The organism is Pseudomonas sp. WPR_5_2, assembly GCF_003634475.1.
Taxonomy (GTDB): Bacteria; Pseudomonadota; Gammaproteobacteria; order Pseudomonadales; family Pseudomonadaceae; genus Aquipseudomonas; species Aquipseudomonas izuensis.
In genome coordinates, this window is the sequence record NZ_RBLA01000001.1 from 1,471,684 (window position 1) to 1,496,652 (window position 24,969).

A 24,969-nucleotide genomic window follows, 5' to 3' on the forward strand; every position below is an offset into this window, starting at 1 on the left:
CTGCTCGCGATGACTTCAGCCCAAACAACCTACCTCTCAGGGCTTGCGCAACAGATAGGTATCCATGATCCAGCCATTGGCCAACCGCGCCGCCTTGCGCACCCGCTCGATCTCATCCGCCACATCCTTGAGCTTGCCGCTGATCAGGATTTCATCCGGCGTCCCCAGGTAGGCCCCCCAATAAATCTCGGTATCCTGATCCGCCACCTGATGGTAGGCGTCCTGCGCATCGAGCATCACCACCAGGCTGTCCGCATCGCTCACCTGCCCCGCCGCCAGTCGCCGGCCCGTGGTGATCTCGACCGAGCGGCCAATCTGATTGAGCGGCACCTTGTGCTGCGCCGCCAGCGCCTGGACGCTGGTGATGCCGGGGATCACCTCGAACTCGAACGCACAGGCGCCGCTGGCCAGGATCGACTGCAGGATGCGAAGGGTGCTGTCGTACAACGCCGGGTCGCCCCACACCAGGAAAGCGCCACACTGGTCGTCAGACATTTGCTCGTTGATCAGTTGCTCAAAGGTGCGCTGCTTGGCCAGGTTCAGATCATCGACACTGGACCTGTAGTCCACATCGCCTCGTTCGCGCTCCGGACTTTTGGCCTCGACAAAGCGGTAATCACGATCGGTAATGTAGCGTTCGCAGATATCCCGGCGCAGGTCGATCAGCTTGTCCTTGCTCTGGCCCTTGTCCATGAGGAAAAACACGTCGACCCGATTCAGCGCCTTCACCGCCTGCATCGTGATGTAGTCGGGATTGCCGGCGCCGATGCCGATGACCAGGAGTTTTTTCATCAAAGCGTTCCTTCGGGCTCACCGCCCGGCAAGCGCAGCCGCCAGCACCCGGTGAACCTCAGTTCGATGGCTGACAACGGCTCGACATCAATCAGGTTGAACGCCGAACCTTGCAACACGGTTGTCAGCGCGGCGCGGATGATAAACGGATGAGTCACGGCGACGACATGACCGGGTGTCGCCTGCAGCGTCTTCAGCCACGCCGCCACCCGCTCGACCACCTGCGCCACTGATTCGCCACCATGGGGCGCCGAGTCCGGGTCGGCAATCCAGCGCTCGAGCCCTTCGGGCTCGTTTTTTTGCAGGTCGCTGATGCGTACACCGTTCCAGCGCCCGAAATCGCAGTCCCTGAGTGCCTCGACAATTTCCACGCGATCGCCGAACAGCCCGGCAGTTTGCCGGGTCCGCAGTTCTGGAGCGCACATCAGCCTCGGCGAACCCTTGAATCGGGCACTGCGCGACCCCCTTGCCGATTGCCAATCCATTTCCAATGGCTCATTTGTAGGAAAACGCGCCAATTTTTGTGCGACGGTTCGAGCGTGGCACATCAGGGTCAAACGGGTCGCCTGCACGAAAAGTCTCTCTGTCGATGGCAAGGAAAAACGGCGTCTCGCCGTGCAATATTGCGCAATTGTGCCGTAACCGGGCTAACCGGGTGTGTTTCGTTTCAGCCAATGATACGGGTTCGGTCAGGCATTTCATCGCACAACAACAAACCATCTCCGACATCCCTATAGGCCATGCCCTACAAGACCGATCGACATCTGCGTAGCCTTCTGCCGATGCGGCTCCGCAGCCTGATCGGGTGTTCAGAACGGCGCGAAAATTAACTAGACATAGAGCGCGCCTTAACTAAATACTGCTTTCAACGGATTACCAACACCCCATCCAGCAGGAGCCCGGATGCCCTCATTCAATGACCCGATCGCCGATCCCGGTCTGGACCAGATGCCGTCCGAATACAACGCCATACGCACCTTGATGCCCCCTTTGCGATTGCAGGGTTCGGGCCGGTTGCCACGTGTGGCCCTGTACCCAAACGAGTGACAAAAAAAGAGCGGAGCCTGACAAGGCGACCGCCGTTTCAACGCGTGGAAACCGACAGTGATAGTCAGGCCCGGTACCAGTCACCGGGCCCTTTGATACAGGAGTGCATCCATGCTGGTCTTGCGTCCAGTGCTATTAACCGACCTGCCCCAATTGCAGCGACTTGCCCGCGAAAGCCTGGTGGGTGTCACGTCCCTGCCGGACGACAGCGAACGCCTTCGCGATAGAATTCTCGATTCCTGCACTTCGTTCGAACAAGACGTGCAAAGTGCCGGCCCCGAGAACTACTTCTTCGTGCTGGAAGACCTGGCGACCCGGCGTCTGGTGGGCTGCTCGGAAATCCTTGCCACTGCCGGCTTCAGCGAACCGTTCTACAGCCTGCGCAATCGCGATTTCAATAGTGCCTCCCGGGAGCTGAACATCGAGCACGGCGTACCGGCGCTGTCGCTGTGCCATGACCTCAGCGGCCATACTTTGCTGCGCGGTTTTCATATCGATGCAGCGCTGGAGCGCACAGCGTTCTCGGAACTCTTGTCACGGGCTCGCCTGCTATTCATTGCCGCCCACGCCCGGCGCTTTTCCGACGTAGTGATTACCGAGATCGTCGGCTACAGCAATGATGAAGGCCATTCGCCGTTCTGGGATGCCGTAGGCAAGCACTTCTTCGACCTGCCCTACGTCGAGGCAGAACGGCTTTGCGGCCTGGAAAGCCGGACGTTTCTCGCCGAATTGATGCCGCAGTACCCGATCTACGTACCGATGCTGCCCCAGGCCGCGCAAGACTGCATCGGCCGAATCCATCCCGATGGCCAGGAAGCCTTCGATATCCTGGAGCGCGAGGGGTTCGAAACCAACAGCTATGTCGACCTGTTCGATGGCGGCCCGACGCTGATTGCACGCACCGGTGGCATCCGTTCCATTGCCCGCAGTCACACCGCTTTGGTCCGACCCGGCCCAGTCAACGACGCCCGCGGCCGCTACCTGGTGAGCAATGACTCGTTGGAAAACTATCGCGCCATCGTCGCCGACCTGGACTTCATCGCCGGACAACCCCTGACCCTGGACGCCGATATGTGCGCAGCGCTGAAGATCAGGGAACACAGCCCTGTCCGGCTGATAGCACTGTGAATCCAAGCCGCCCCGGTATCCAACGCCAGCGCCCGAACCGGCGTGAACGAGGAGCTTCAACATGATTGTCCGTCCGGTGCAGGTCACCGACCTGCCCGTTTTGCTCGCACTGGTCCGGCAGGCGGGCCGCGGATTGAGCAGCCTGCCGGCCAACGAGGAGCGCCTGAGCCATCGCCTGCGCTGGGCGAAACGGACATTTGCGCAACAGGTCGAACGCGCCGATGCCGACTACCTGTTCGTGCTTGAAGACGACGAACAGCAAGTGATAGGCGTAAGCGCTCTGACGGGGGCCGTCGGCCTGCGCGAACCCTGGTACAACTACCGGGTCGGGCTGACGGTCAACTCATCAGCGGACCTGGGCATCCGGCGGCACATTCCGACCCTGTTCCTGAACAATGAAATGACGGGACAATCGGAACTCTGCTCATTGTTCCTGCGCCCCGATCAACGCCTGGGCGGTCACGGCCGCCTGCTCTCCCTGGGTCGCCTGTTGTTTGTAGCGGAGTTCCCGCACCTGTTCAGCGACAAACTCATCGCCGAACTGCGCGGCAGTGCCGATGAGCAAGGGTGTTCACCTTTCTGGGACAGCGTGGGCCGCCACTTTTTCAAAATGGACTTCAGCCATGCCGATCACTTGTCGTGGCTGGGCAACAAGTCGTTCATCGCCGAGCTGATGCCACGCCAACCGCTTTACACCTGCCTGCTCACCGAACAGGCCCAGGCCGTAATCGGCAAGCCTCACGCGAACAGCGAGCCGGCGCTGAAAATCCTGTCCGCCGAAGGTTTTGCCCACCAGGGTTACATCGACATTTTCGACGCCGGGCCAGTCATCGAGGCCCCGGTGCCCGACATCCGTACCGTGCGCGACAGTCAATTGCTGGCGCTGACCATCGGCACCCCGGACGACGAGGCACCGATGTGGCTGATCCACAACCGGCGCCTGGAAAACTGCCGCATCACCACCGCCCCGGCGCGAAAGGTGGGCGATAGCCTGATGGTCGACCGTCTCACCGCCAAACGCCTGCAACTGCAACCCGGTGATTCGGTGCGCGGCGTATTGTTACTCAACCAACAAGCGCGAGCCGTGGCGGCGTAATCGCGTTAAAAGGCAGCAATCACGTTAAATTCGTCATCATTCCTAACATGCACCCGTGATAGCCTCTAACACTTTCGGCGTTGACACTTTTGCTCAAGCCCTTCCATTTCCATTGGTGGAACTCATATGTCCAGGCTGTCTCATCAAGATTTGCGCCGCAATTTTCGCCAACTGCTCGCTTCCAACACCTGCTATCACACCGCATCGGTCTTCGACCCGATGTCGGCACGGATCGCCGCCGACCTGGGGTTCGAGGTGGGCATCCTGGGTGGTTCGGTCGCGTCATTGCAGGTGCTGGGCGCCCCTGACTTTGCCTTGATCACCCTCAGCGAGTTCGCCGAGCAGGCTACCCGCATCGGCCGTGTCGCCCAGTTGCCGGTGATAGCCGACGCCGACCATGGCTACGGCAACGCACTGAATGTCATGCGCACTATCGTCGAACTCGAACGGGCCGGCGTGGCGGCCCTGACTATCGAAGACACCTTGCTGCCGGCGCAATTCGGCCGAAAGTCCACCGACCTGATCACGGTCGCCGAAGGTGTGGGCAAAATTCGCGCGGCACTGGAAGCCCGGTGTGATCGGGAAATGGCAATCATTGCCCGTACCCATGCGGGAATTCTGCCGGTCCAGGAAATCATCAGCCGAACCCGGCAATACCAGGCCGCTGGCGCAGACGGCATTTGCATGGTGGGCGTGAAGGACTTCGATCATCTGGAACAGATTGCCGAGCACCTGAGCGTACCGCTGATGCTGGTGACCTACGGCAACCCGGCGCTGCGCGACGACAAACGCCTGGCCGAACTGGGCGTTCGCGTCACTATCGACGGCCACGGTGCCTACTTCGCCGCGATCAAGGCGACCTACGACAGCCTGCGCGAACAGCGTCAGATCTTTACCCAGGCCTCGGACCTGAGCGCGACCGAACTGACACATACCTATACCCAGCCGGAGGAATACATCCGTTGGGCAGAGGAGTTCATGAGCGTCAAGGAGTGATGGGCAGCAGGTATTACATCGGCGCCTGACACTACGCCTTCGCGAGCTGGCTCGCTCCCACAATGGTACGGCGTACACCGATCTACCGTGGGAGCGAGCCTGCTCGCGAAGGTGTCAGTCATTACACCGCTAAACCGTAGCCCTGAACCCCTCCTCCCGCTGTAACGCCCTCGCCTGAATCACATCCAGCACCGCGCAGCCTTCGCGCATGAGCAAATGCACGGCGCGCGTCACCCGCGTCAGATCACAATTGGAAATGTCTTTGAGATTGAGGCTGGACAACGTGTCCGCCAGATCACGAACCACCGTGAAACGGTGCATGGCGCAAGCGGCCATGTCACTGAGTTCTTTGTGGGTGTTGATGAAGAGCACCGGGTGGGTGGCGTCGTAAGTGTCGATGGGGAGGTAACGGGGCATGACTTGGTCGAACATACATGTAACTCCAGGTTGAGCTACCACCACTCGCGGCCAAGCGAAGTTAAGGTGGCAGCCGTGTGCGGGTTGGCCGACCGGTACCTGAAAAACCGGCACACCCGAAGATGTCCCGCGCACAGCCGCCATAAAACCTGCAGCACTGTGACGTTTCAGATACCGACCGGCCAAGGTCGTTCGCGGTATTTTCCGCGAGCCCGAACTATAGGAGTCGATGCCGAAACGCGGCAACAGGGTACGTTGTAGGAAACGTCTTGAAAAGTTGTGCGCCGATTATCGATCATTCCTACGCTCTGGCTCTGGCTCTGGCTTTTGATCTTGATCCACCCGCCCCTTCGGGAGGCTGAGTGGAGGTGTTCATCCGGGGAGTGGCGCGCAGCGCCGTTCGACGCAGTCGAACACGCTGCATGTAGGTGCAGCGAAGCCAACCGGAGGGCAGTGTCCCCGGATGGATACCGGAGCGAAGGAACCCCGAGCCTTGGCGAGGGGCCGGACGCCGGGGCGAGCCTTTTTGGGTACTTTTTTGGCGTTTGAAAAAAGTGCCTCGCCGTAAGGGCGAAACCATAAGCGGCCGTTACCGCAGAAATGGATATGTACTCAGTCAGCAAAAGATAGGTCGGCTGTCAGGCCGCCTTCGCGAGCAGGCTCGCTCCCACAAAGGATTGGGTGCATCCGCAAAAGACAGGTCGGCTGTCAGGCCGCCTTCGCGAGCAGGCTCGCTCCCACAAGGGATTGGGTACATCCGCGAGAGACAGGTCGGCTATCAGGCCGCCTTCGCTGGCAAGCCAGCTCCCACAGGGATCGTGGTACATCCGCGAGAGACAGGTCGGCTGTCAGGCCGCCTTCGCTGGCAAGCCAGCTCCCACAGAGATCGTGGTACATCCGCGAGAGTCAAGTCGGCTGTCAGGCCGCCTTCGCGAGCAGGCTCGCTCCCACAAGGAATGCAGTAACCGTCAGACCGGGTCGAGCAGTTCGCGATGTGATCGACCATCGCCGCAGCAGATAACACGATTACGCCCGGTAGTCTTGGCTTCGTACAGCGCCTGATCGGCATCGTTCAGCCACAGGGTGGCATCGGTGTGACTTGGGTTGAAGGCCGCCAGGCCGATACTCAGGCTGACATTCAGCGCCGGGGTTTGCTCGTAACCCAAGGTGGCGAATCGATCACGCAGGGCTTCCATGACAGCCGCGGCGCTGCTCAGCGGCAGGTCCGGGAGGATCACGCAAAACTCGTCGCCGCCGTAACGGCCGGCGACATCGGTGGCCCGCAGGTTCTGCATGAGCATTTTGCTCAGATGCCGCAACACCATGTCACCGGCGACGTGACCGTAGGTGTCGTTGATGCTTTTGAAATGATCGATGTCGATCAGGGCAATCGCCCCACCCTGCTGCTGGCGCTGGCAGCGCTGGAACTCGACTTCCAGCTGGTCCTTCCAGGCACCGTGATTGAGCAGACCGGTGAGGCTGTCGGTGCGGCTCAGGGCCAGTAATTCACGCTTCTGCCGGCCGAGGGCATGGGCCTGGCGAAAGCAGATCAAACCCAGCGCCAACGGATAAAAACACATCAAGGGCAAGCTGGCGTATAGCTGAAGTTGGCTGGTTTCAGGGATGAAGAACGGGAAGAAAATCAGCCATCCGGCGAGCATGCCGAGAATCTGCGCGACGGTGCCCGCCAGGAGAAAACGCAAACCACCGATGGCCACGTTGTTCATTGCCATCATGGACAGGGTGGTGGCGCTGGGCAGCGGATTGAAGTGCATGGCGACGACCCAGAAACCGCCCATGAAGGCGTCTACCAGCAAATTACGGTGCTCGGCATGGTAAGGCGTCGTGGACCGGCGTGCCCATTGGTAGGCCAGGTGCGGCCAGAGCAAGCCGTTGAACAGCATCAAGCCCCAGAGCCAGGGCGCCGGGTTCAACGGGTACATCGCCACGCTCACGCACAACAAGCCCAAGACCAGACCGAGGGTGCGCGATGTGTAGAGCCTCCTGGCCAACGAAAGTCCTTTTCCTCCCATATTTCCCATTGGGACCTCTGCACCACAGGACGGAACCTGATCTCACGGGGATAACAGGTGTGCTCGAAGTCTATCAGGGTAACGTTAAATAGCCATCACCGGCGGGCAGCGTGAATTCCGCAATATCCGGCTGTCTGGGTATCTGTAGGAGCGAGCTTGCTCGCGAAAAACGCCCTGACAACGCGGTCATTCAGACAGAGCGCGTTATCGTTGACCTCCATCGCGAGCAAGCTCGCTCCTACAAGATCAAAGGCAATGGCCCGCCGTTTGGCTATACATGAAGATAGGGTTGGACCCATAACGACAAACAGGAGGCCCATGCAGACCTTCCAGGTGTTGATCATCGGCAGCGGCTTTGGCGGGCAGTGTGCAGCGGTCAATTTGCTCAAGGCCGGCATCACTGACTTTCGCCTGCTGGAACGGCGGGACTTCTTCGGTGGCACCTGGTGCCAGAACACCTATCCCGGCGCGGCGGTCGACGTGCCCTCGCCGCTCTACTCACTGTCCTTCGCCCCTTACCGCTGGACACAGATGTTCGCCGAACAGGCCGAACTGCATCGCTACACCCGATATGTGGTGGAACGCTTCGGCCTGCGCGACCGGGTGGAACTGCAAGCCAATGTCGAATGCGTGGAATGGGACAATGCCGCCAAACGCTGGGCAGTGCACACCACCAAAGGCACGTTTCACGCCCAGTTCCTGATCAATGCCACCGGGCCCCTGAGTCAACCGGTGGTGCCGCACTTCAAGGGACAGGAACGCTTTCAAGGCAAGAGCTTTCACACCAATGACTGGGACCATTCCTACGATTACCGGCAAAAGCGCGTGGCCATCGTCGGCAGTGGCGCCAGTGCAGCGCAGGTCATTCCGGCGATTGCACCGCATGTCGGGCACCTGCATGTGTTCCAGCGCACGCCACATTGGGTGTTGCCCCGGCCGGACCGCAGCTTTGGCCGCTTCCAGCGTTGGCTGCTCGGGCTCAAGCCAGCCTACAAGCTGCTGCGCTGGATGATCTACTGGCAATTCGAAACCCGGGTGATTGCCTTCAAATACTCGAAACCGGCGGTGCGCATGGTCCAGCTTCAAGCCCTGCGCTTCATCAAGCGCCAGGTACCGGACGCCGAATTGCGGCGAAAACTGACGCCGGACTACACCATCGGCTGCAAACGGATCATTTTGTCGAGCACGCTGTACCCGGCACTGGCGCGCCATAACGTCACGCTGCACAGCCGCGAACAGGGTATCGCCGAGATCGACGAAACCGGCATCGTCATGCAGGACGGCCAGCACATCGACCTCGACCTGATCGTCTGGTCCACCGGATACGACGCAACCGACGGAGTGATTTCCTACCCCGTCACCGGCAAAAACGGCACGCAACTGCGAAACGTCTGGGCCGAGTATCCCCGAGCCTACCTCGGCACCAGCCTGCCGGACTTTCCCAACCTGTTTATCGTCACCGGCCCGAACACCGGCATTGGCCACACGTCGGCGCTGTTCATCATCGAATCGCAGATGAACTACATCCTCGACTGCATTCGCACGTTAAAAGCACAAGGTTTGCGCAGCATCGAAGTACGCCCCGAGGCAGAACGTACCTACACTGAAATGATCCATAGAGAAATGGAGCGCACGGTGTGGAAGTCCGGAGGCTGCCACAGTTGGTATCAAAGCAAGAGCGGTCATGTGATTGCCATATTTCCGGGGTTCAGTTTCAGCTTTCACCGCATGACCCGAGCCCTGAAACCCGCCGATCACATATTGTCCTGATCCTTCAGAAGGAAGACGCCTGATGCTTTTACTGGTTGTCGCTATCGCGGTTTTCGCGGCCTGGAGCTGGTTGAGCTACCCGGCCATCGGGTATTGGCTGTACGACTTGAGCGTGGCCGCCGAGGCCAGGTTGTACAAGTTGCACAAGATTGTCGTGCCCATCACCGAAATGACCGTCTCGACCTGGCAAGGCGGGCCTTACGAGGCCTCCAGCAATGTGTTGATGCTTCACGGCTACAGCGCGGATAAAAATATCTGGCTGCGTTTTGCCCGGTACTTTGTCGGCAACTACCGGGTGATCATCCCCGACATCGCCGGCCATGGCGAAACCGGCTTCAAGGCCGGTGGCGGCTATGACATCCCGTTGCAGGCCAAGCGCATGATCCAGTTGCTGGATGTCTGCGGGGTCGAGAAGGTCCATGTGATCGGCAATTCGATGGGCGGCTACATCGCGGCCTGGCTGGCGGCCAATTACCCGGAACGGATTGTCTCGGTCGCCCTGTTTGACCCGGCGGGCGTCGCCTCGCCCGAGCCCAGTGATCTGGAACACCATTTGTTCCGCGGTCACAACCCGTTCCTGATCAACTCGCGGGAAGAGTTCAAATACTTTTATGCCATGACCATGGCCGATCCCCCGTGGGTGCCACGGGTGGTACTGGACGCCATCGCCCATCGCTATGAACAGTCGCGCGACGAACTGGAAGAAATCTTCCGCGATTTTCGCGCCAGCCCGCCGATGGAACCAAAACTGCCGGCAATCAAGGCCCCGGCGCTGTTGTTGTGGGGGCGCAAGGATCGCTTGATCGATGTCAGCAGCGTCGCCATCTGGAGCAAAGGCATTGCCGATTTGCGAGTGGAAATCTGGGAAGGCATCGGCCACATGCCAATGGTCGAGGCGCCCGCCGGTTCGGCACGCCTGTATCGGGAGTTTTTGGCATCGCTGCGTTCGGAGAGCCCCCAGGATCAACGACTGCACTGAAGATGCAGTCCTTTGCAGAATGAAGTTCGTCAGAAACTTCGTTTGTCGGCGCCGCTGAAGGCTGCGATCTTTTCTCCCATCCTTCACGTCACCGCGCCAGGAACCCTGTTCATGAATCACCCGAGCTTCGTCAGCCCCGACCTGATCCGCCAACGCTTCTCCAAAGCGATGTCCGACATGTACCGCGAAGAAGTGCCACTGTACGGCGCGTTGATGGAGCTGGTGGAACAGACCAACCGTCATGTGCTCGACAGCGATCCGCAAGTAGCCCGACAGTTGAACAGCACCGGCGAAATCGAGCGCCTGGACCTTGAACGCCATGGCGCCATCCGCGTCGGCACCGCGGCTGAACTGGCGACCCTCGCCCGCCTGTTCGCGGTGATGGGCATGCAGCCGGTGGGTTATTACGACCTGACCCCGGCCGGGGTACCGGTGCATTCCACGGCGTTTCGCGCAGTGCATGAAGCGTCGTTGCAGGTCAGCCCGTTCCGCGTGTTCACCTCACTGTTGCGCCTGGAACTGATCGAAGACCTGGAACTGCGGGCGTTTGCCCAGTCGGTGCTGGACAAGCGGTCGATCTTCACCCCTGCCGCGCTGAAACTCATTGACCACGCCGAAACCCAGGGCGGTCTCACCGACCAGGAGGCCGGGGAATTCGTCGAACAGGCGCTGGAAACCTTCCGCTGGCACCACAGCGCCACGGTCACCGCCGAACAATACCGGACGCTCAGCGCACAGCATCGGCTGATTGCCGATGTCGTGGCGTTCAAAGGCCCGCACATCAACCACCTGACACCCCGCACCCTGGACATCGACATCGTCCAGGCACAGATGCCGGTTCATGGCATCACCCCCAAGGCGGTGATCGAAGGCCCACCCCGCCGCCAGTGCCCGATCCTGCTGCGCCAGACCAGCTTCAAGGCACTCGACGAGCCGGTCGCTTTCACCGACCAGACCGAGTCCCGCGGCAGCCACAGTGCCCGCTTCGGCGAGATCGAACAACGCGGCGCCGCCCTCACCCCCAAAGGCCGGGCGTTGTATGACCGCTTGCTCAATGCCGCCCGGGACGAACTCAAGGACTTCCCCAACGAAGCCAACGCCGCGCGCTACAACGCGTTGATGGTGCAGCACTTCAGCGAATTTCCCGACACATACGAGGGCATGCGCCAACAGGAACTGGCGTACTTTCGCTACTTCGTGACGGAAAAAGGCCTGGCGGCGGCCGAGCTGAAAACCTTGCCCCTGGAAGCGCTGGTCAGCAGCGGCTATCTGCGGGTTGAACCCTTGGTGTACGAAGACTTCCTGCCGGTCAGCGCGGCGGGAATCTTCCAGTCAAACCTGGGGGACGCCGCGCAAACCCGCTATGGCGTGCATTCCAACCAGCAAGCCTTCGAAAAGGCGCTGGGACGGCCGACCATTGATGAATTGGGGCTGTATGCAGAAACCCAGCGGCGGTCGATCGAGCAGTGTTTTGCCGCACTGACGGACTAACGCGGACCTGTGGGAGCACGGCTTGCCGGCGATGGCGACCTCACGTACGCCATCGCCGACAAGCCGTGCTCCCACAGGGTTTGTGATTACTTCAACTTCGCCAACAAGGCTTCCGCCGCCGCCTGCGACGACGCCGGATTCTGCCCGGTCAACAACAGGCCATCGGTGAGCACGTAGCTCGCCCAATCAGGCCCTTTGGAAAAAATCCCGCCCTTGGCCTTGAGCTCGTCCTCCACCAGAAACGGCACGACATTGGTCAGCTGCACCGCTTCTTCTTCGCTGTTGGTGAATCCGGTGACCTTCTTGCCCTTGACCAACGGCTGGCCATTCACGTCCTTGGCATGACGCAATACTCCGGGGGCATGGCAAACGGTCGCAACCGGTTTACCGGCGTTGTAGAACGATTCGATCAGGGCGATCGAATGCTTGTCTTCGGCGAGGTCCCAGAGCGGGCCATGCCCACCGGGATAGAAGACCGCATCGTAATCACCGGCCTTCACGGAACTGAGCAGGACGGTCGAGGCCAACGCGGACTGGGCAGCAGGATCCTTGCGAAAACGCTCGGTAGCCTCGGTTTGAAAATCGGGCTCGTCGCTTTTCGGGTCCAGCGGTGGCTGGCCGCCCTTGGGCGAAGCCAGGGTCAACTGCACGCCGGCATCCTTGAAGGCGTAATACGGTGCCGCGAATTCCTCCAGCCAGAAGCCGGTTTTCTTGCCGGTGTTACCCAATTGATCGTGGGACGTTAAAACCATCAGGATTTTCATGTCGTCTTCACTCCATCTCAGGGGTTAGCGGGGGTGGCCTATTGCCGTGATGCGCAAGAAGCTGCGCGTTGATCCTGGCGTAAGACCCTGGTGCGAGGTTGATCGTTCGGTCGCAAAGGCCTTTCACCAGGTGCGCAAGCCGATGCCACGTGCTGCGCAACTTTGCGCGCGAATATCGGGTGATCCTGGGGTAGCACCTTGCCGGGAAATGCTCGACCCGTTGATTTGTGGGGCTTCGTAGCTTGTGGCACGGACCTTGTTAACCGTCAGGCCCCCGCCAGGCACAACTGCCTTTCGGGAGTCTCACTTAACTCTAGCAAGGAGAGCATCCATGGCTACCCCCGCGTACATGTCCGTCACCGGCGAGAAACAAGGTCTGATCACAGCCGGCGCGTATACAGCCGACTCCGTCGGAAATACCTATCAGGAGGGTCACGAAGACGAGGTAATGGTTCAGGGCTTTAGCCATGAAGTCACCATCCCGCGTGATCCGCAGTCTGGCCAGCCAACCGGGCAACGCATCCATAAAGCAGTGGTAATCACCAAAGTATTCGACAAGGCCTCACCACTGCTGCTGGCGGCACTGACTTCCGGCGAACGCATGAAGACTGTCGAAATCAAGTGGTATCGCGGCTCGGCTCATGGCACTCAAGAGCACTACTACACCACCAAACTTGAAGACGCGATCATCGTTGACATCAAGGACTATATGCACAACTGCCAGGACCCGGCGAACTCACACTTCACCCACTTGCAAGATGTACATTTCACTTATCGCAAAATTACCTGGACTCACGAAGTGGCCGGAACTTCGGGCTCCGATGATTGGCGCACCCCGATCGCGGGCTAATTTTTTTCGACATTTTATATCGGCCAGCATTGCTGGCCGATTGTATTTTTTAAGGTAAAAAAGGCGGGATCCATCATTTGAAAAGTGTTCGCCCAGTGCAGTGGCCTCGGCAATCCATGCACTGGTAAAGAGCCGTAACACTGGGCGAACGAGGTGTATTTTAATTGAAGTCAATGAATATGTCCGCGTCTGAAAACATGAAATTTGCGGATACATTTTTATAACATGTTAGCTTGAATATTATTCTTGCAGACCGATAGAACTCACCAGTTCGTCCATAAAAAAGTGATTATTCCTATACAAGAAGCTGTACAGGAACAATCAACAACAGTGCTGGCACTCAACTTCCGCGTTTGCTGGTCACGGTCAGTATGTCGGTGTAGGTCACATAAACGCTCTGTCCAACTTTCAGTTCCTTCAACTTGGCCTGAACTTCCGGACGTTCTACATCCACGGTTTTGGACTGTCCTTTCGGGTTCTCAAAGGTCACCCGATTGTTCTTCACATCAATGCCGGTGATTTTCAGCTGCACCTTCACCTGGCGATAGGCTTCCCCCCCTGGGTTGGCACTGCCCGGGGCGGCACGAACTTCGCCAGTGCGCTCAGTGCTGCCTGGCAAGCCCTTGTCGACATCGGTATCGAGGTAGGCCGCCACGGCGCGGGTGACTTTGATATCGACCTGATCGCCGGGTTTCAGTTTGTCGAGGTTTTTGGCCTTTTCGGTCAATTGCACAGTGGCCTGACGACCTTCCGGCCCCTCAAGGACGACTTGATGGTTGGCCGCATCCACCGAAACGACTTTGGTGGAGATCTGATCGGCTTCCACGACAGCGGACAGCGGAATATCGGCGGCAACGACGCTGAAGCTGGCCGCAGACAGCAAGGTAGCGAGGGTAATGGCTTTGGTCAGTGCGTGACGTTTCATAGGCTGAACGTTCCCTGTGATTGATGGCAACGAACGGCGCTCAATTGCGATCAAGCGCCGACCGTGCCGATGAGCATAGACGCTGATCAGGAACGCTTCGCAGTTTCTTGTGCCGTCGATTCTCCGCTGGCCGTGCCGTTGCCGCTTTCTTTGCGCCGGGTCGGGTCGGTGGGGCGCAAGGCGTCATTGTCACGCTCAACCTCTCCGGGTGGCCGTGGCTCGTCGGGGTGTTTCGTATCTGGCGTGGGTTTCATGGCTGCGTTCCTCAGCTTTCGGGATCGTCGACTTCCCGGGCCACGTTGATGGCCGGTGAATCCATATGGGATTGCTCCGCCCTGGCCTTCAGGTCCTGCCATTGTTCAAGGTCAATGGCGCCCTGCCCCAACAGGTCATCGGCCAGATCCAGTAGCTGCTGGTAATGAGCGTCGGGGGACTGTTGCCAGTAAGCCTCGTCTTCGAACAGGCGCTGCCACGCATCGAGGTCGGGCGGTGTGAGGTCTTCGCGCATGGCAGGCTCCGGTCAAAGGGCTTCTGGATTTTTGAGGCCGGCGCGCTGTCGAGAGTTCCGACTCAATAACCGGTCATTTCCAGATACCCCTGCCCGCCATGGCTGCCGCTCAACTGCACCGGGCCTTCCCAATAGGGAATGCGCAAATCCATCCAGGCCTTGGGATTGAGCGCGCTGATGACGATGTCCAGGTGCTTGCCGGGAATCAGGATCGACCAGCGTACGGGCATCGAGCGCCCGGCAACGCGGGTGGTGTCTTGCGGGATGAGGCGGATGTCGGCGCCGTGCAGTAACTGGGTCTGGCCTTGGGCGTCGATCCACGTACCGGTGAGGTAAGGTTCACCGTCCTTTTGCCGCATTCGATAGAGCATCACCTGCTCGCCGCTGTCCAGGTGCAGGGAAAACCAGTCCCAACCGGTCTGGCTGGCGGTCAATGGTTGGCTGCTCCATTCGCGGTCGAGCCATGCGGGTCCACTGACCTGATACGGCTTGCCGTCGATCTCCAGCAGGCCGCTGGCCCGGAAAAACGGCTGGCTGTAGTAATACGACGCCTGGCCTTGTTCGGATTTCTGACTGAAGCCCTTGTCCCCTTGCAGCACCAACGGCCGATTCGACGTCAGCCGCAGTTGATAACTGAACGCCTTGTCGCGGGCAGTCAGTTGCACGTCGGCCAGCGGGTCGGCGTCACTCGACTGACTGCTCAAACGCCAGTCGTCGATCCATGCATTGAACGGCGCCAGGCTGACACCGGCCTGGCCGACGCCACCACGGGCGTAGCGTTCGGCAGCGTGATGCACCGTCGCCGACGTCACCGCCGCGTGACCGAGCCAAACCACCTGATTTTCCCAACCGGCCACTTCAGGGGTGGCTTTCAAGGCACTGCGAAACAGCGTCCACTGCGCACCGAATTCATGGCCCTGTTCGTCCTTGAGGTTGGCGGTGACGTACCACCATTCGATGCGAAACCCGTCGTGGGGGCCGTGATCTGCCGGAAAACCGAACACCCGACCGGGCACCACCGGCGTGAACGCAGACGCTTGATTGCCCATCCCCGCAAAGCCTTTTTCCACGGGCACCGATTGATCGCAGCCACTCAATAGCAAGGTCAGCAGCACGCCGGCGAACTTAATCCTCATGGGCAAACGTCCTCAATAAGTCCGCCGGCTGCGTGCGATACAACGCGTACAACGGCCACGCCGAGGCCAGCAACGTCGCCACCAGCGCCAATCCCATCAACTGCAGCAATTGCAGCGGAAATACCCGCAAGGGTAGGCGCCAACCGAAGGCCTGCACATTGATCACCGTGTCCAGGCACCACGCCAACGCTATGCCCAGCGGCAATGCCAGCACCAGCGTCAACAGCGCCAGCAACCAGGTTTGCCCGAGGTTGAGCAGCATCAGTTGCCGGCGCGTCACGCCCATCGCCCACAGCGGCGCCAGTTGCCCGAGACGGCTCTGGCTTTGGGTCAGCAGGCTGATGAACAGCGCCACCCCGGCCACGCAGAGGGTCAGGCTGTTGAGTGCGGCGGTGGCGGCAAAGGTGCGTTCGAACACTTGCGTGGACCACCCCTTGAGTCGGGCCTGATCGACGATGCGGCTGTCCTCCAGGGCGAAACGCTCTTGCAGTGCCTTCACGAACGAGGGAATCGAAGCCGGTTCGATGCGCAGGTTGAAGCGACTCGGCGTCAATTGCGGCCAGCCGCGCAGCAAATGGTTGACGTTGACCAGCACGTGCCCCTTCGGATTGCCGTAATCGGCATAGATCCCGACGATGCGCGGCGACCATGGGCCATTGGGCGTGGGAATCGTCAGGTGATCGCCCAATCGTACTTTCAGGCGCCGGGCCAGTTGTTCGCTGAGCATCAATGCATCGTCCGTGGCCAGGCGCTCCCAGGGCGTGTCGCCCAGCGCTTCCAGCAGCGGCCAGTGCTGGCGATAGGTCGGATGATCGATGACGCCGAAGACGTCCGTGGGCCACCCTTGCAGCTGGATCGACACCTGCCAGCTGGGCAGCACCGCCGTGATTGGCGGTTGTTGCTTGAGCCAGGTGAGCAGCTCCCGGGCCTGCGCGGGGTTTTGCGGATTGAGGTAAAGCTCGGCGGTCAGCCGTTGTTCGAGCCAATGGCTGAAGGTCTGGCGAAAACCGGCGGTCATGCTGCCGGCGCCGATGTTGGCTGCGAGTGCCAACAGCAGCGCCATCAACGCCAGGCTCAGGGCGGGCAGTTGCTGGCGGCAATCGGCGACAAACCATTGGCCGAGCACCGAACGGCTGCGAGGGAGCAGCCCGTTGAGCACGGTGTTGAGTACCACCGGCAGCGCCAGTGCCGCGCCCAGTAACAGCGTGGCCATCAATACGAAACCGCTGGCCAGGCTGTCTCCGCCAAGCAAGGCCAGCAACGCGATTGCCAAGGCCAGCGCCGCCACCCCACCCTGACGGCGCAACCAGCGTGCGTGGGCCTGATGCCAGGCTTGGGGGTCGGCCAGGGCCAGCAGCGGCAAGCGCGCCGCCCGCCACAAACTGTTGGCGCCGGCGAACAAGGCGCCCAGCAGGCTCAGGCCGATGCCGCTGAACCACCACAGCGGGCTCAGGCTCAATTGCCCCGCCACTTCGGCACCATACAAACCACGCAGGCTGGCGGCGACATCCGGCAGCAGCACGCTGGCCAACAGGTAGCCACTCACCACACCGGCCACGCCACCGATCAAGGCCAACACACCCAATTCGACAGCGAGGCAGGCGATCAGCATCCGCGCGCTCACCCCACAGGCGCGCAGTGTTCGGAGCAAGCCTCGACGCTGTTCCAGTGCCAGTCCGATGGCCGCATGCACAATGAACAGGCCAACCACGAACGATAGAAATCCCAAGGCATCGAGATTCAGATGAAAGCTCTCGGTCAGGCGTGCCAGATTGTTTTCTTCGCCACTGCTCTTGAACTGCAATTGCCCCTTGAACGGCTCGGGCAGCGTCGCGGTGAAACCCTTGGGCAGCAGCAGGCGCGATACCTGATCCGGTAAACCGAGAATCCGCTGGGCAAACCCGATGTCCACCAGCAACACACCCGGTGCCATGTCCGCCTGTACATGCAACGGCGGCAATGCCTGTCCGTTCACCGCCAGCGGACGATCGCCCTCCGTCAGCCCCAAGGCTTGCAAGGTCTGCGGCGAAATCCAGGTGCTGCCCGGCGGGGTGAAAAACGCGACCACCTGCTCCATGGCCAATGCCTGTCCGGCCACGGAGCCGCCCGCCGGCAGCGACACCGGCTCGATGCCCATCAGTTGCAGACGCTGATCCTCATGGCCCTCGAGCGTCAGTCGTCCCTGCACCACCGGTGACACCGGCCAACCGGCACGGCGCAGGTCAACGAACCATTGCTGCGGGAAGGTTGCGCCAGTGGGCGTGCCGAGGCTGGCCTGGGGTTCGCCGCCAATCAATTGACTGGCCCGGGCATAGCTGTCCCGCGCCTGACTGTTCAGCGCCTGCACGCCGGTCAGCAGACTGGTGGCCAGCCACAAGCCGGTCAGCACGCTGAAGAACTGCACCGGGTGTTGCCGCCAGTGACTGAGCAGCGCCCGCAGGGTTTCGCGAAAAATGCGCACTTCAGCGCCCGTCCACACCGGCCAGGCGACCACCGTGCAACACCACTTTTTCCGCCAGCCGCGCCGCGACGCTGGGGCTATGAGTCACCATCAACAGGGTCGTGGGGCTGTCATCGAGCAGTTCCAGCAACAGTTTCAGCACCTCTGCGCTGGTGGCTTCATCGAGACTGCCGGTGGGTTCGTCGGCCAGCAGCAGTTTCGGTTGCGAGGCCAGGGCCCGACCCAGCGCCACCCGTTGCTGCTGGCCACCGGAGAGTTGCTCCGGGTAACGTCGCAGCAGATCGGCCAATCCCAGGCGTTGCACCAAATGCGCCTGCCAGCGCGGATCATGACGCCCGGCAAGCCGCGCCTGAAACGCCAGGTTGTCCTCCACCCGCAAGCTGCCGATCAGGTTGAACTGCTGGAACACCAGGCCGATTTCCGTGCGCCGCCAGTTCGCCAACTGCCCTTCGTTCATGCGCTCCAGCCGTTGTTCACCGCTGCGGATGCTGCCACGATCCACCTTGTCCAGCCCGGCGATCAGGTGCAGCAAAGTGCTTTTGCCACTGCCCGACTCCCCCATCAGCGCCAGGCTGCTGCCGGGCTTGAGGCTCAGGTCGACGCCTTGCAGCACCGGCAACGGGCCTTGTGGGGTAGCGTAGCTTTTGAAGACGCCCTGGACTTCAAGCATGGAGGGGGGCTCATTGAAAACCGTGAGCCTAGGATAGCGGACGCAAATGCGACCGCGTTATCGTTCTTCGCGAGCAGGCTCGCTCCCACATTTGTCCTGAGTATTCAGTTCCAATGTGGGAGCTAGCCGGCTCGCGAAGAGGCCCGATCAGACGACCAGAATCTCACTGCCCCACTGCCACACTGGCAGGCGCCTGCGACGGCGTGACAATGCTCTTCAAATCAATATGCTTCCACTCAGGCTTGGCCCCGAGCCGCGCATTGAACCGATAGTTGAACGTGAAATCATCGGCCGTCGGCACGCTCAGCGGTTTGCCATACACCGCCTCCACCCCCGCCAGGTCGTACCCCATCAACTGCAACAGGGTGGGGAAGATGTTGTAGTGGCTGGAACGATCCTTGTTGCCGGCCAGTGCAGCCTGCCAGTCCAGGGTCCTCAATCCGCTGCCCTGAATCACCACCAGCGGTACCAATCCCTCCTCTTCCACCGGGTCACCACCGCAATGGGTGTTCAATCCGGGATTGCCCCGTTCATGCAGGTCCTGGCCGTGGTCCGAGGTGTAGATCAGCAAGGCGTTGCTCAGATTTGCCTGGGCAAAGATCCGTGAAAAAAATTCCCCGACGTTCCACAACAGCGTGTTCTTGTAAGCATTGCGGTACAGCACCCAATCGTCCGGCTGCCCATTGAAACCCTTACGCTCGCCCGTGTCCGAGACTTCGACGAACTGCCCCCGAGGCAGCGTCGGACGATAGGCCATGAACCCGTCCGGGTATTTGTCATGCACCGGAAAGTGCGCCCCGACCTTGTTGATCACCACCAACTGCGGTTTGTCGTCATTGAGCAGTTCGATCAACTTGGCCGCCGCCGCCATATCGCGGTCGCGCACGCTGGTCTGGTCGAATTGCACGAACTCATCGATGTCCTTTTTCTCGGTCGCACTCATCAGGTTCTGCAAATTGCCGCCGGTGCGCTGCGCATCGATGTAGACCGTGCCCAGACCGGCCTTTTTCGCGTACTGCCAGATCGACGGCAGTGTGCTGTTGATTCGCACATAGTCGGCGCGGGTGCCGCCGTAACGCAGGGTGACGTTGGTATCGACGCTGCAATTGGCGATGGAGGCGGCGTAGCCATAATTGAAGATTTCAACGCCCTGGTGCGGTTCCTTGAGCGTGCTGTGCACGCCGAACGGAGCGTTGATGTCCAGGTAATTGCCGGAAATGCTCTCGTCGATGATCAACACAATGTCGTGACCCACCGGTTGCTCGACGCGCGCCAGGCTCACAGGCTCGCGGGGCCCGACGGTGTTGTGCAGAGACTCGTAGGCGAACAGGTTCAGGTAAGCCAGTGGCGTATACATGAATGGCAAACCCCGCGCGCCCTCCCCGGCACGCACGAACAATACCGCACTGAGCAACAACACCCCCAACAGCGGCGCCGCCACCAACCACGCGCCCGGCACCGGCATCCGCCGACGCGGCTTGAGCCCGATGCCGATCAACAGCAGCAAGCCACCGAGCACGCCGCTGATGATTGCACCACGGTATTGGTACAGCGCTTCTTCGATGAAGCCGCCGGAATACACCAGCGAGACAAAACTGCTGTAGGTCAGGTAGTCGGCGGTGACCCGCGAATACACATCAAAGAATACCGCCGAGCAAAACATCGCCAAAGCGAATAGATGACGAATCAGGGTCTGTCGAATGTACGCCGTCATGAACAAGGCAACTGTCAAAACGACGAACATGCCGGCAAACAGCACCAGTGGAAAACTGAATCCGATCGCACTGATACGACCAAAGTAATAGTCGTAATGGGTAATCAAATAGACAGCTATCAGAATTTCTTTGAGGTATTGATTCATTGTTTTGACGCCAGTTATCCACCACGGCGGCCAAAAGGTTGCCGGCCGTTTTTTGACACTAGCACCGGGCCATCGAAGCGCAAGAAACGTCAAAAATCAGCGGAAAGCGTCAAAAAAAAATCGTCTCAATTCTGACACACTAAAGGGCCTACAGCCCTTGTATTTCAAGCCTTAAGACCGTTTATCGCTTTCTTGAAAATCTAAACGTTCCCCAAAAATTGGGGTAAAGCCAGCAGGGCCGAGCCTTTGATGGCAAATGGCCCCCCAGAAGTGGGGGTGTCTTAGCTCTCTTACATGTCAGTTTGCTGACACGGTTTGCCAAGGCTGGGCTATACCCCTTTTGACAGTCCCATTTTTGATCTCTCCACCGTATTACGAGGCACGCCAATATGGACGTGAGCGTATTGGGTACGGGCTACCTTGGCCTGATACAAGCAGCGGCACTGACCGATGTCGGACATCGCGTCTTATGTGTCGACATCGCCCCGAACAAGATCAAGCAGTTAAACGTCGTGTCCGAGGCGCCGCGCCCATGAAGATACTCGTAACCGGAGCCGCCGGATTCATAGGTGCCCATTGCGTGCTGCGGCTGTTGCGCGATGGGCACCAGGTGGTCGGGCTGGATAACTTCAACGACTACTACGACCCGCAACTGAAGCACGATCGCGTGCGTTGGGTGCAGGAGCAGGTCGGCCATTTCCAGCTCGCAACGATTGACCTGGCCGATGCCTCGGCCATCGACACCCTGTTTGCCCAGGAAAAACCCGAGGTGGTGATCAACCTCGCGGCCCAGGCCGGCGTGCGTTACTCCCTAAAGAATCCCCGTGCCTACCTCGACAGCAATCTGAGCGGTTTTCTCAACGTCCTCGAAAGCTGCCGCCACCACCCGGTCAAGCATCTGATCTTCGCCTCCTCCAGCTCGGTCTACGGCGCCAACCAGCACACGCCCTACTCGGTGCAGGACGGCGTCAATCACCCGCTATCGCTGTACGCCGCGACCAAGAAAGCCAATGAACTGATGGCCCACAGCTACAGCCACCTGTTCGGCATCCCCTGCACCGGGCTGCGTTTTTTCACCGTGTACGGGCCCTGGGGTCGGCCGGACATGTCGCCAATCCAGTTCGCCCGGGCAATCAGCGAAGGCACGCCACTGAAGTTGTTCAACTACGGCGAGCACCAGCGCGACTTCACCTACATCGACGACATCATCGAAAGCATCGCCCGGCTGATCGAGCGGCCACCACAAGCCAATGCCCAATGGGACCGTGAACAACCGGACCCGGCCAGCAGCATGGCGCCATGGCGGATCTACAACATCGGTGGCCAGCACCCGGTGGAGCTCAAGGACTATTTGGCGCTGCTGGAAAAACACCTGGGGCAAAAAGCCCTGGTCGAGTTGCTGCCCCTGCAACCCGGCGACGTACTCAACACCTGCGCCGATGCCAGCGATCTGGCCCGCGCCACCGGTTTCCAGCCCCGTATCGAGCTGGATGAGGGACTCGGCCGTTTCATCGCCTGGTTCCGCGACTACTACCCACTGCCCATCGCCCACGCGCCGCTCGCGGCTGAACTACAGCGGAGGACTGCTCAATGACTGGACATGAAAAAGGTGTGCCGATCGAAATGCTGCGCCGTGACAAGCGCCTGGACCCCGAACACCGAATGCGCCTCGATGCGGCGATCCACATGCAGGGTCGCGGCTGGGTGACGGGCCGTGACGGGGGGCGGCCCTGGACGCTGTCGCGCACCAACCGCGTACTCGCCTGCCTTGGAGCACTGGTGATCCTGGTGCTGATTTCCCCGGTGCTGCTGGGCCTGGCACTGGCGATCAAGTTCACCAGCCCGGGGCCGGTGATGTTCGTGCAGAAACGCACCGGCTACCGTGGCCGCATGTTCGGCATGTACAAGTTCCGCACCATGGTGGCCAACGCCGAGGAACTCAAGGAATCGCTGCGTCACCTGAACAAGCACGGGGCCGACGCCATCGATTTCAAGATCGACAAGGATCCGCGCATCACCGGCATCGGCGGCTTCCTGCGCCGCACCAGCCTCGACGAGTTGCCGAACCTGATCAATGTCGTGACCGGCGACATGCGCCTGGTCGGTCCCAGGCCGACTTCGTTCAACGCCTATCGCTACAAGGACAATCACCTCGCACGCCTGAGCATCTACCCCGGCATGACCGGCCTCTGGCAGATCTCCGGACGCAGCAATATCGACTTCGACCAGCGCGTTGAGTTGGACCTCAGCTACATCGCCGAGCAGAGCCTGCTGCTTGATTTGAAGATCCTGTTGAAAACCCCTTTCAAAGTATTCAGCGGCCACGGAGCAAGCTAATGGACGGTTCAACTGCAAAGAGTCTCAGCATCGCCAACCCCAGCGAGACCAACCTGGCCTCCACCGTGCTCGACCAGGATCTGCGCATCCTGTTTCTGACCGCCGCGAACCCCGGCGCGGGCACCACCACCAGCACCCTGGTGCTGGCCAGTCAGCTGGCGCAAATGAGCAGCGGCCAGGTGTTGCTGGTGGACGCCAGCCAGTCGTCGAGCAACCTCACACAACAGCTTGGCTTGTCCAAGGAGCGCGGTTTGCGCGACCTGTTGTTCAACACGCAGAGCCCGCCCCTGTTGCAGGACTGCGTGGTGGACGTGTCGAGCCTGCCCTTTCACATCCTGCCCAACGGCCGGCACGCCCGGGGCAACGAGCACCTCACGCCAGAACGCCTGGGGCCGCTGCTCCATGAACTCGGCAGTCGCTATCGCTTCGTGGTGATTGACGGCGACGCGGTGTATTCAGCCGCCGACACGCTGGTCATCAGCACCCAGGTGGACGGCGTGATCATGGTCGTGCGCGCCGAAGACACCCGCTGGGAAGTGGCCCAGGCCGCGGTGCAGCGCCTGACCCAGGCCGGGGCGAAACTGGTCGGCAGCGTGTTCAACCGACGCAAGTACTACATGCCCAAGTGGCTCTACAAGAACCTGTAAGCAACCGCAAAAAGGATGACGCCATGAACGCCAAGATGCTTGTCCTGCTGTTGCTGCCGCTTGCAGGTTGCTCCAGCACTTCGGAAACCCAGAACATGCCGGTGAATATCCTCACCGCCACCCCGGCCAACGCCCAGGCCACCGACATGCCCAAGGTCGAACAGACCTTGCGTCCGCAGGATGTACTGGACGTGATCTTCCACATCAGCACCACCGGCTCGGATGCCTATCGCATTCAGTCCGGTGACCAGATCGGCCTGAACTTCACCGCCGCCAGCCAGCTCAACGGCAATCAACTGGTGCTGCCCGATGGCACGATTGAACTGCCTGGCGCCAACACCTCGGTAAAAATCGCCGGGTTGACCAGCGAACAGGCGCGTCAGGAAATCCAGCGTGCCTACCAACGCAAACAACTGTTCCAGCCCAACCGCAATCAGTTGTCCGTGCAGGTCATCAGCCCACTGAGCAATGAGTCGAACCTCAAAAGCGCGCTGAACCACCCGGCCACCGGTATGAGCCGGGAGATCACGGTGGGCACCGACGGCTATGCCAGTTTCCCGGAAATCGGCGCCGTGCCGTTGCAGGGCATGACCGTCAATCAACTGGAAACCTTCCTCAATCAGAAGTACGCGCAACTGCCCGGTCGGATGACCGTCGACGTGCTGCTCAAGTCCACCGCGGGCAACGAGATCTATGTGCTTGGCGAAGTCGGCCAGCCGGGCTCCTACCCGATCCGCCGCCCGGTCTCGGTGCTTGAGGCCCTGACCCTGGCCCGCGGCTCCAACGTCAAGGCGCGCCTGGACTCGGTGGTGATCATGCGGCGCAACGGCAACCAGGTTCAGGCCCGGCGCTATGACGTGGAAAAAGCCCTGGCCGGCGATGCCTCGCAGATTGCCTACCTGCAACCGGACGACATGCTCTACGTGCCCAAGACCAAACTGGCCAGCGCCGGTGACCTCGCGCGGCAACTGGCGGACGTAGTGCTGTTCCAGGGTGTGGGCTTCAGCTTCGGCTACCGCGTCGACAACAAAGACAGCAACAACAACAACTGACTCTCAGGT

24 protein-coding genes and 1 pseudogene are annotated in these 24,969 nt (G+C 60.3%); 13 read left to right on the plus strand and 12 right to left on the minus strand.

Annotated elements, in window-relative coordinates; translation table 11 throughout:
- Positions 1–36: 36 nt before the first annotated feature.
- Together cobF and BJ917_RS06510 are read right to left on the minus strand one after the other, a co-directional pair.
- Positions 37–792 (minus strand): precorrin-6A synthase (deacetylating), encoded by a 756-nt coding sequence (cobF, locus tag BJ917_RS06505; RefSeq protein WP_121102680.1) that lies wholly within the window; start codon positions 790–792, stop codon positions 37–39.
- Positions 792–1,364 carry a histidine phosphatase family protein gene (locus BJ917_RS06510; RefSeq protein ID WP_121102682.1) on the minus strand — a complete coding sequence of 191 codons (573 nt, stop codon included), beginning with the start codon at positions 1,362–1,364 and terminating at the stop codon, positions 792–794. The genes cobF and BJ917_RS06510 overlap by 1 nt, the downstream gene beginning before the upstream one ends.
- Positions 1,365–1,695: 331 nt before the next feature.
- Here BJ917_RS06510 and BJ917_RS31865 point away from each other — a divergent pair, with 331 nt between their 5' ends.
- From BJ917_RS31865 to BJ917_RS06525, 4 genes are all read left to right on the plus strand, one after another.
- Positions 1,696–1,839: a hypothetical protein gene (locus BJ917_RS31865; protein ID WP_157755726.1), complete on the plus strand. Its 144-nt coding sequence runs from the start codon at positions 1,696–1,698 to the stop codon at positions 1,837–1,839.
- 111 nt (positions 1,840–1,950) lie between these two features.
- The gene (locus BJ917_RS06515) at positions 1,951–2,967 is read left to right on the plus strand and encodes an arginine N-succinyltransferase (RefSeq protein WP_121102684.1); all 1,017 of its coding nucleotides are present in this window, start codon (positions 1,951–1,953) and stop codon (positions 2,965–2,967) included.
- Between the two features lie 61 nt (positions 2,968–3,028).
- Positions 3,029–4,063 carry an arginine N-succinyltransferase gene (gene astA / locus BJ917_RS06520; protein ID WP_121102686.1) on the plus strand — a complete coding sequence of 345 codons (1,035 nt, stop codon included), beginning with the start codon at positions 3,029–3,031 and terminating at the stop codon, positions 4,061–4,063.
- A gap of 126 nt (positions 4,064–4,189) precedes the next feature.
- A complete protein-coding gene (locus BJ917_RS06525) occupies positions 4,190–5,059 on the plus strand; it encodes an oxaloacetate decarboxylase (protein WP_096512354.1) in 870 nt (289 codons plus the stop codon).
- Positions 5,060–5,188: 129 nt separating this feature from the next.
- Here the strand turns inward: BJ917_RS06525 and BJ917_RS06530 are convergent, their stop codons facing one another.
- Positions 5,189–5,491: a hypothetical protein gene (locus BJ917_RS06530; protein WP_121102688.1), complete on the minus strand. Its 303-nt coding sequence runs from the start codon at positions 5,489–5,491 to the stop codon at positions 5,189–5,191.
- Positions 5,492–6,444: 953 nt separating this feature from the next.
- On the minus strand, positions 6,445–7,518 hold the full coding sequence (locus BJ917_RS06540) for a diguanylate cyclase (protein ID WP_096512357.1): 1,074 nt from the start codon (positions 7,516–7,518) through the stop codon (positions 6,445–6,447).
- A gap of 309 nt (positions 7,519–7,827) precedes the next feature.
- Here BJ917_RS06540 and BJ917_RS06550 point away from each other — a divergent pair, with 309 nt between their 5' ends.
- The 3 genes from BJ917_RS06550 (at position 7,828) to BJ917_RS06560 (ending at position 11,749) form a co-directional block, all read left to right on the plus strand.
- Positions 7,828–9,279, plus strand: coding sequence for an NAD(P)/FAD-dependent oxidoreductase (locus BJ917_RS06550; RefSeq protein ID WP_121102692.1), 1,452 nt, complete (start codon positions 7,828–7,830; stop codon positions 9,277–9,279).
- A gap of 22 nt (positions 9,280–9,301) precedes the next feature.
- On the plus strand, positions 9,302–10,258 hold the full coding sequence (locus BJ917_RS06555) for an alpha/beta fold hydrolase (protein ID WP_096512360.1): 957 nt from the start codon (positions 9,302–9,304) through the stop codon (positions 10,256–10,258).
- 111 nt (positions 10,259–10,369) lie between these two features.
- Positions 10,370–11,749: a VOC family protein gene (locus tag BJ917_RS06560; protein WP_121102694.1), complete on the plus strand. Its 1,380-nt coding sequence runs from the start codon at positions 10,370–10,372 to the stop codon at positions 11,747–11,749.
- Between the two features lie 86 nt (positions 11,750–11,835).
- Here the strand turns inward: BJ917_RS06560 and BJ917_RS06565 are convergent, their stop codons facing one another.
- Entirely contained in the window at positions 11,836–12,513 is a 678-nt protein-coding gene (locus BJ917_RS06565) for a type 1 glutamine amidotransferase domain-containing protein (RefSeq protein WP_096512362.1), read from the minus strand.
- A 331-nt stretch (positions 12,514–12,844) separates the two neighbouring features.
- Here BJ917_RS06565 and BJ917_RS06570 point away from each other — a divergent pair, with 331 nt between their 5' ends.
- Positions 12,845–13,363 carry an Hcp family type VI secretion system effector gene (locus tag BJ917_RS06570; protein ID WP_096512363.1) on the plus strand — a complete coding sequence of 173 codons (519 nt, stop codon included), beginning with the start codon at positions 12,845–12,847 and terminating at the stop codon, positions 13,361–13,363.
- A gap of 340 nt (positions 13,364–13,703) precedes the next feature.
- On the opposite strand, the gene BJ917_RS06575 is transcribed toward BJ917_RS06570, so the two are convergent.
- The 7 genes from BJ917_RS06575 to BJ917_RS06600 all read right to left on the minus strand — a co-directional run bounded on the left by BJ917_RS06575 (position 13,704) and on the right by BJ917_RS06600 (position 20,924).
- Positions 13,704–14,288, minus strand: a complete 585-nt coding sequence (locus BJ917_RS06575) for a hypothetical protein (RefSeq protein WP_096512364.1) — start codon at positions 14,286–14,288, stop codon at positions 13,704–13,706.
- Positions 14,289–14,374: 86 nt separating this feature from the next.
- Positions 14,375–14,542 (minus strand): hypothetical protein, encoded by a 168-nt coding sequence (locus BJ917_RS31975; protein ID WP_177435563.1) that lies wholly within the window; start codon positions 14,540–14,542, stop codon positions 14,375–14,377.
- An 11-nt stretch (positions 14,543–14,553) separates the two neighbouring features.
- A complete protein-coding gene (locus BJ917_RS06580; protein WP_096512365.1) occupies positions 14,554–14,796 on the minus strand; it encodes a hypothetical protein in 243 nt (80 codons plus the stop codon).
- A 62-nt stretch (positions 14,797–14,858) separates the two neighbouring features.
- Positions 14,859–15,932 carry a lipocalin-like domain-containing protein gene (locus BJ917_RS06585; protein WP_096512366.1) on the minus strand — a complete coding sequence of 358 codons (1,074 nt, stop codon included), beginning with the start codon at positions 15,930–15,932 and terminating at the stop codon, positions 14,859–14,861.
- Positions 15,922–18,393, minus strand: coding sequence for an ABC transporter permease (locus BJ917_RS06590; RefSeq protein WP_121103105.1), 2,472 nt, complete (start codon positions 18,391–18,393; stop codon positions 15,922–15,924). The genes BJ917_RS06585 and BJ917_RS06590 overlap by 11 nt, the downstream gene beginning before the upstream one ends.
- Position 18,394: 1 nt before the next feature.
- Complete coding sequence (locus BJ917_RS06595; RefSeq protein WP_121102696.1) at positions 18,395–19,063, minus strand: ABC transporter ATP-binding protein; 669 nt, start codon at positions 19,061–19,063, stop codon at positions 18,395–18,397.
- A gap of 163 nt (positions 19,064–19,226) precedes the next feature.
- The gene (locus tag BJ917_RS06600; protein WP_121102699.1) at positions 19,227–20,924 is read right to left on the minus strand and encodes a sulfatase-like hydrolase/transferase; all 1,698 of its coding nucleotides are present in this window, start codon (positions 20,922–20,924) and stop codon (positions 19,227–19,229) included.
- A gap of 389 nt (positions 20,925–21,313) precedes the next feature.
- Between BJ917_RS06600 and BJ917_RS06605 the strand changes: the two are divergent.
- The 5 genes and pseudogenes from BJ917_RS06605 to BJ917_RS06625 form a co-directional block, all read left to right on the plus strand.
- Positions 21,314–21,430, plus strand: a pseudogene (locus tag BJ917_RS06605) (hypothetical protein); the annotation flags it as partial.
- Positions 21,431–21,456: 26 nt separating this feature from the next.
- Positions 21,457–22,518, plus strand: a complete 1,062-nt coding sequence (locus BJ917_RS06610) for an NAD-dependent epimerase (RefSeq protein WP_121102701.1) — start codon at positions 21,457–21,459, stop codon at positions 22,516–22,518.
- Positions 22,515–23,261: a sugar transferase gene (locus BJ917_RS06615; protein WP_096512370.1), complete on the plus strand. Its 747-nt coding sequence runs from the start codon at positions 22,515–22,517 to the stop codon at positions 23,259–23,261. Before BJ917_RS06610 ends, BJ917_RS06615 begins: the two co-directional genes overlap by 4 nt.
- Entirely contained in the window at positions 23,261–23,908 is a 648-nt protein-coding gene (locus BJ917_RS06620; RefSeq protein ID WP_096512371.1) for a CpsD/CapB family tyrosine-protein kinase, read from the plus strand. The genes BJ917_RS06615 and BJ917_RS06620 overlap by 1 nt, the downstream gene beginning before the upstream one ends.
- Before the next feature lie 23 nt (positions 23,909–23,931).
- Positions 23,932–24,960: a polysaccharide biosynthesis/export family protein gene (locus tag BJ917_RS06625; RefSeq protein ID WP_096512372.1), complete on the plus strand. Its 1,029-nt coding sequence runs from the start codon at positions 23,932–23,934 to the stop codon at positions 24,958–24,960.
- Positions 24,961–24,969: the final 9 nt, after the last annotated feature.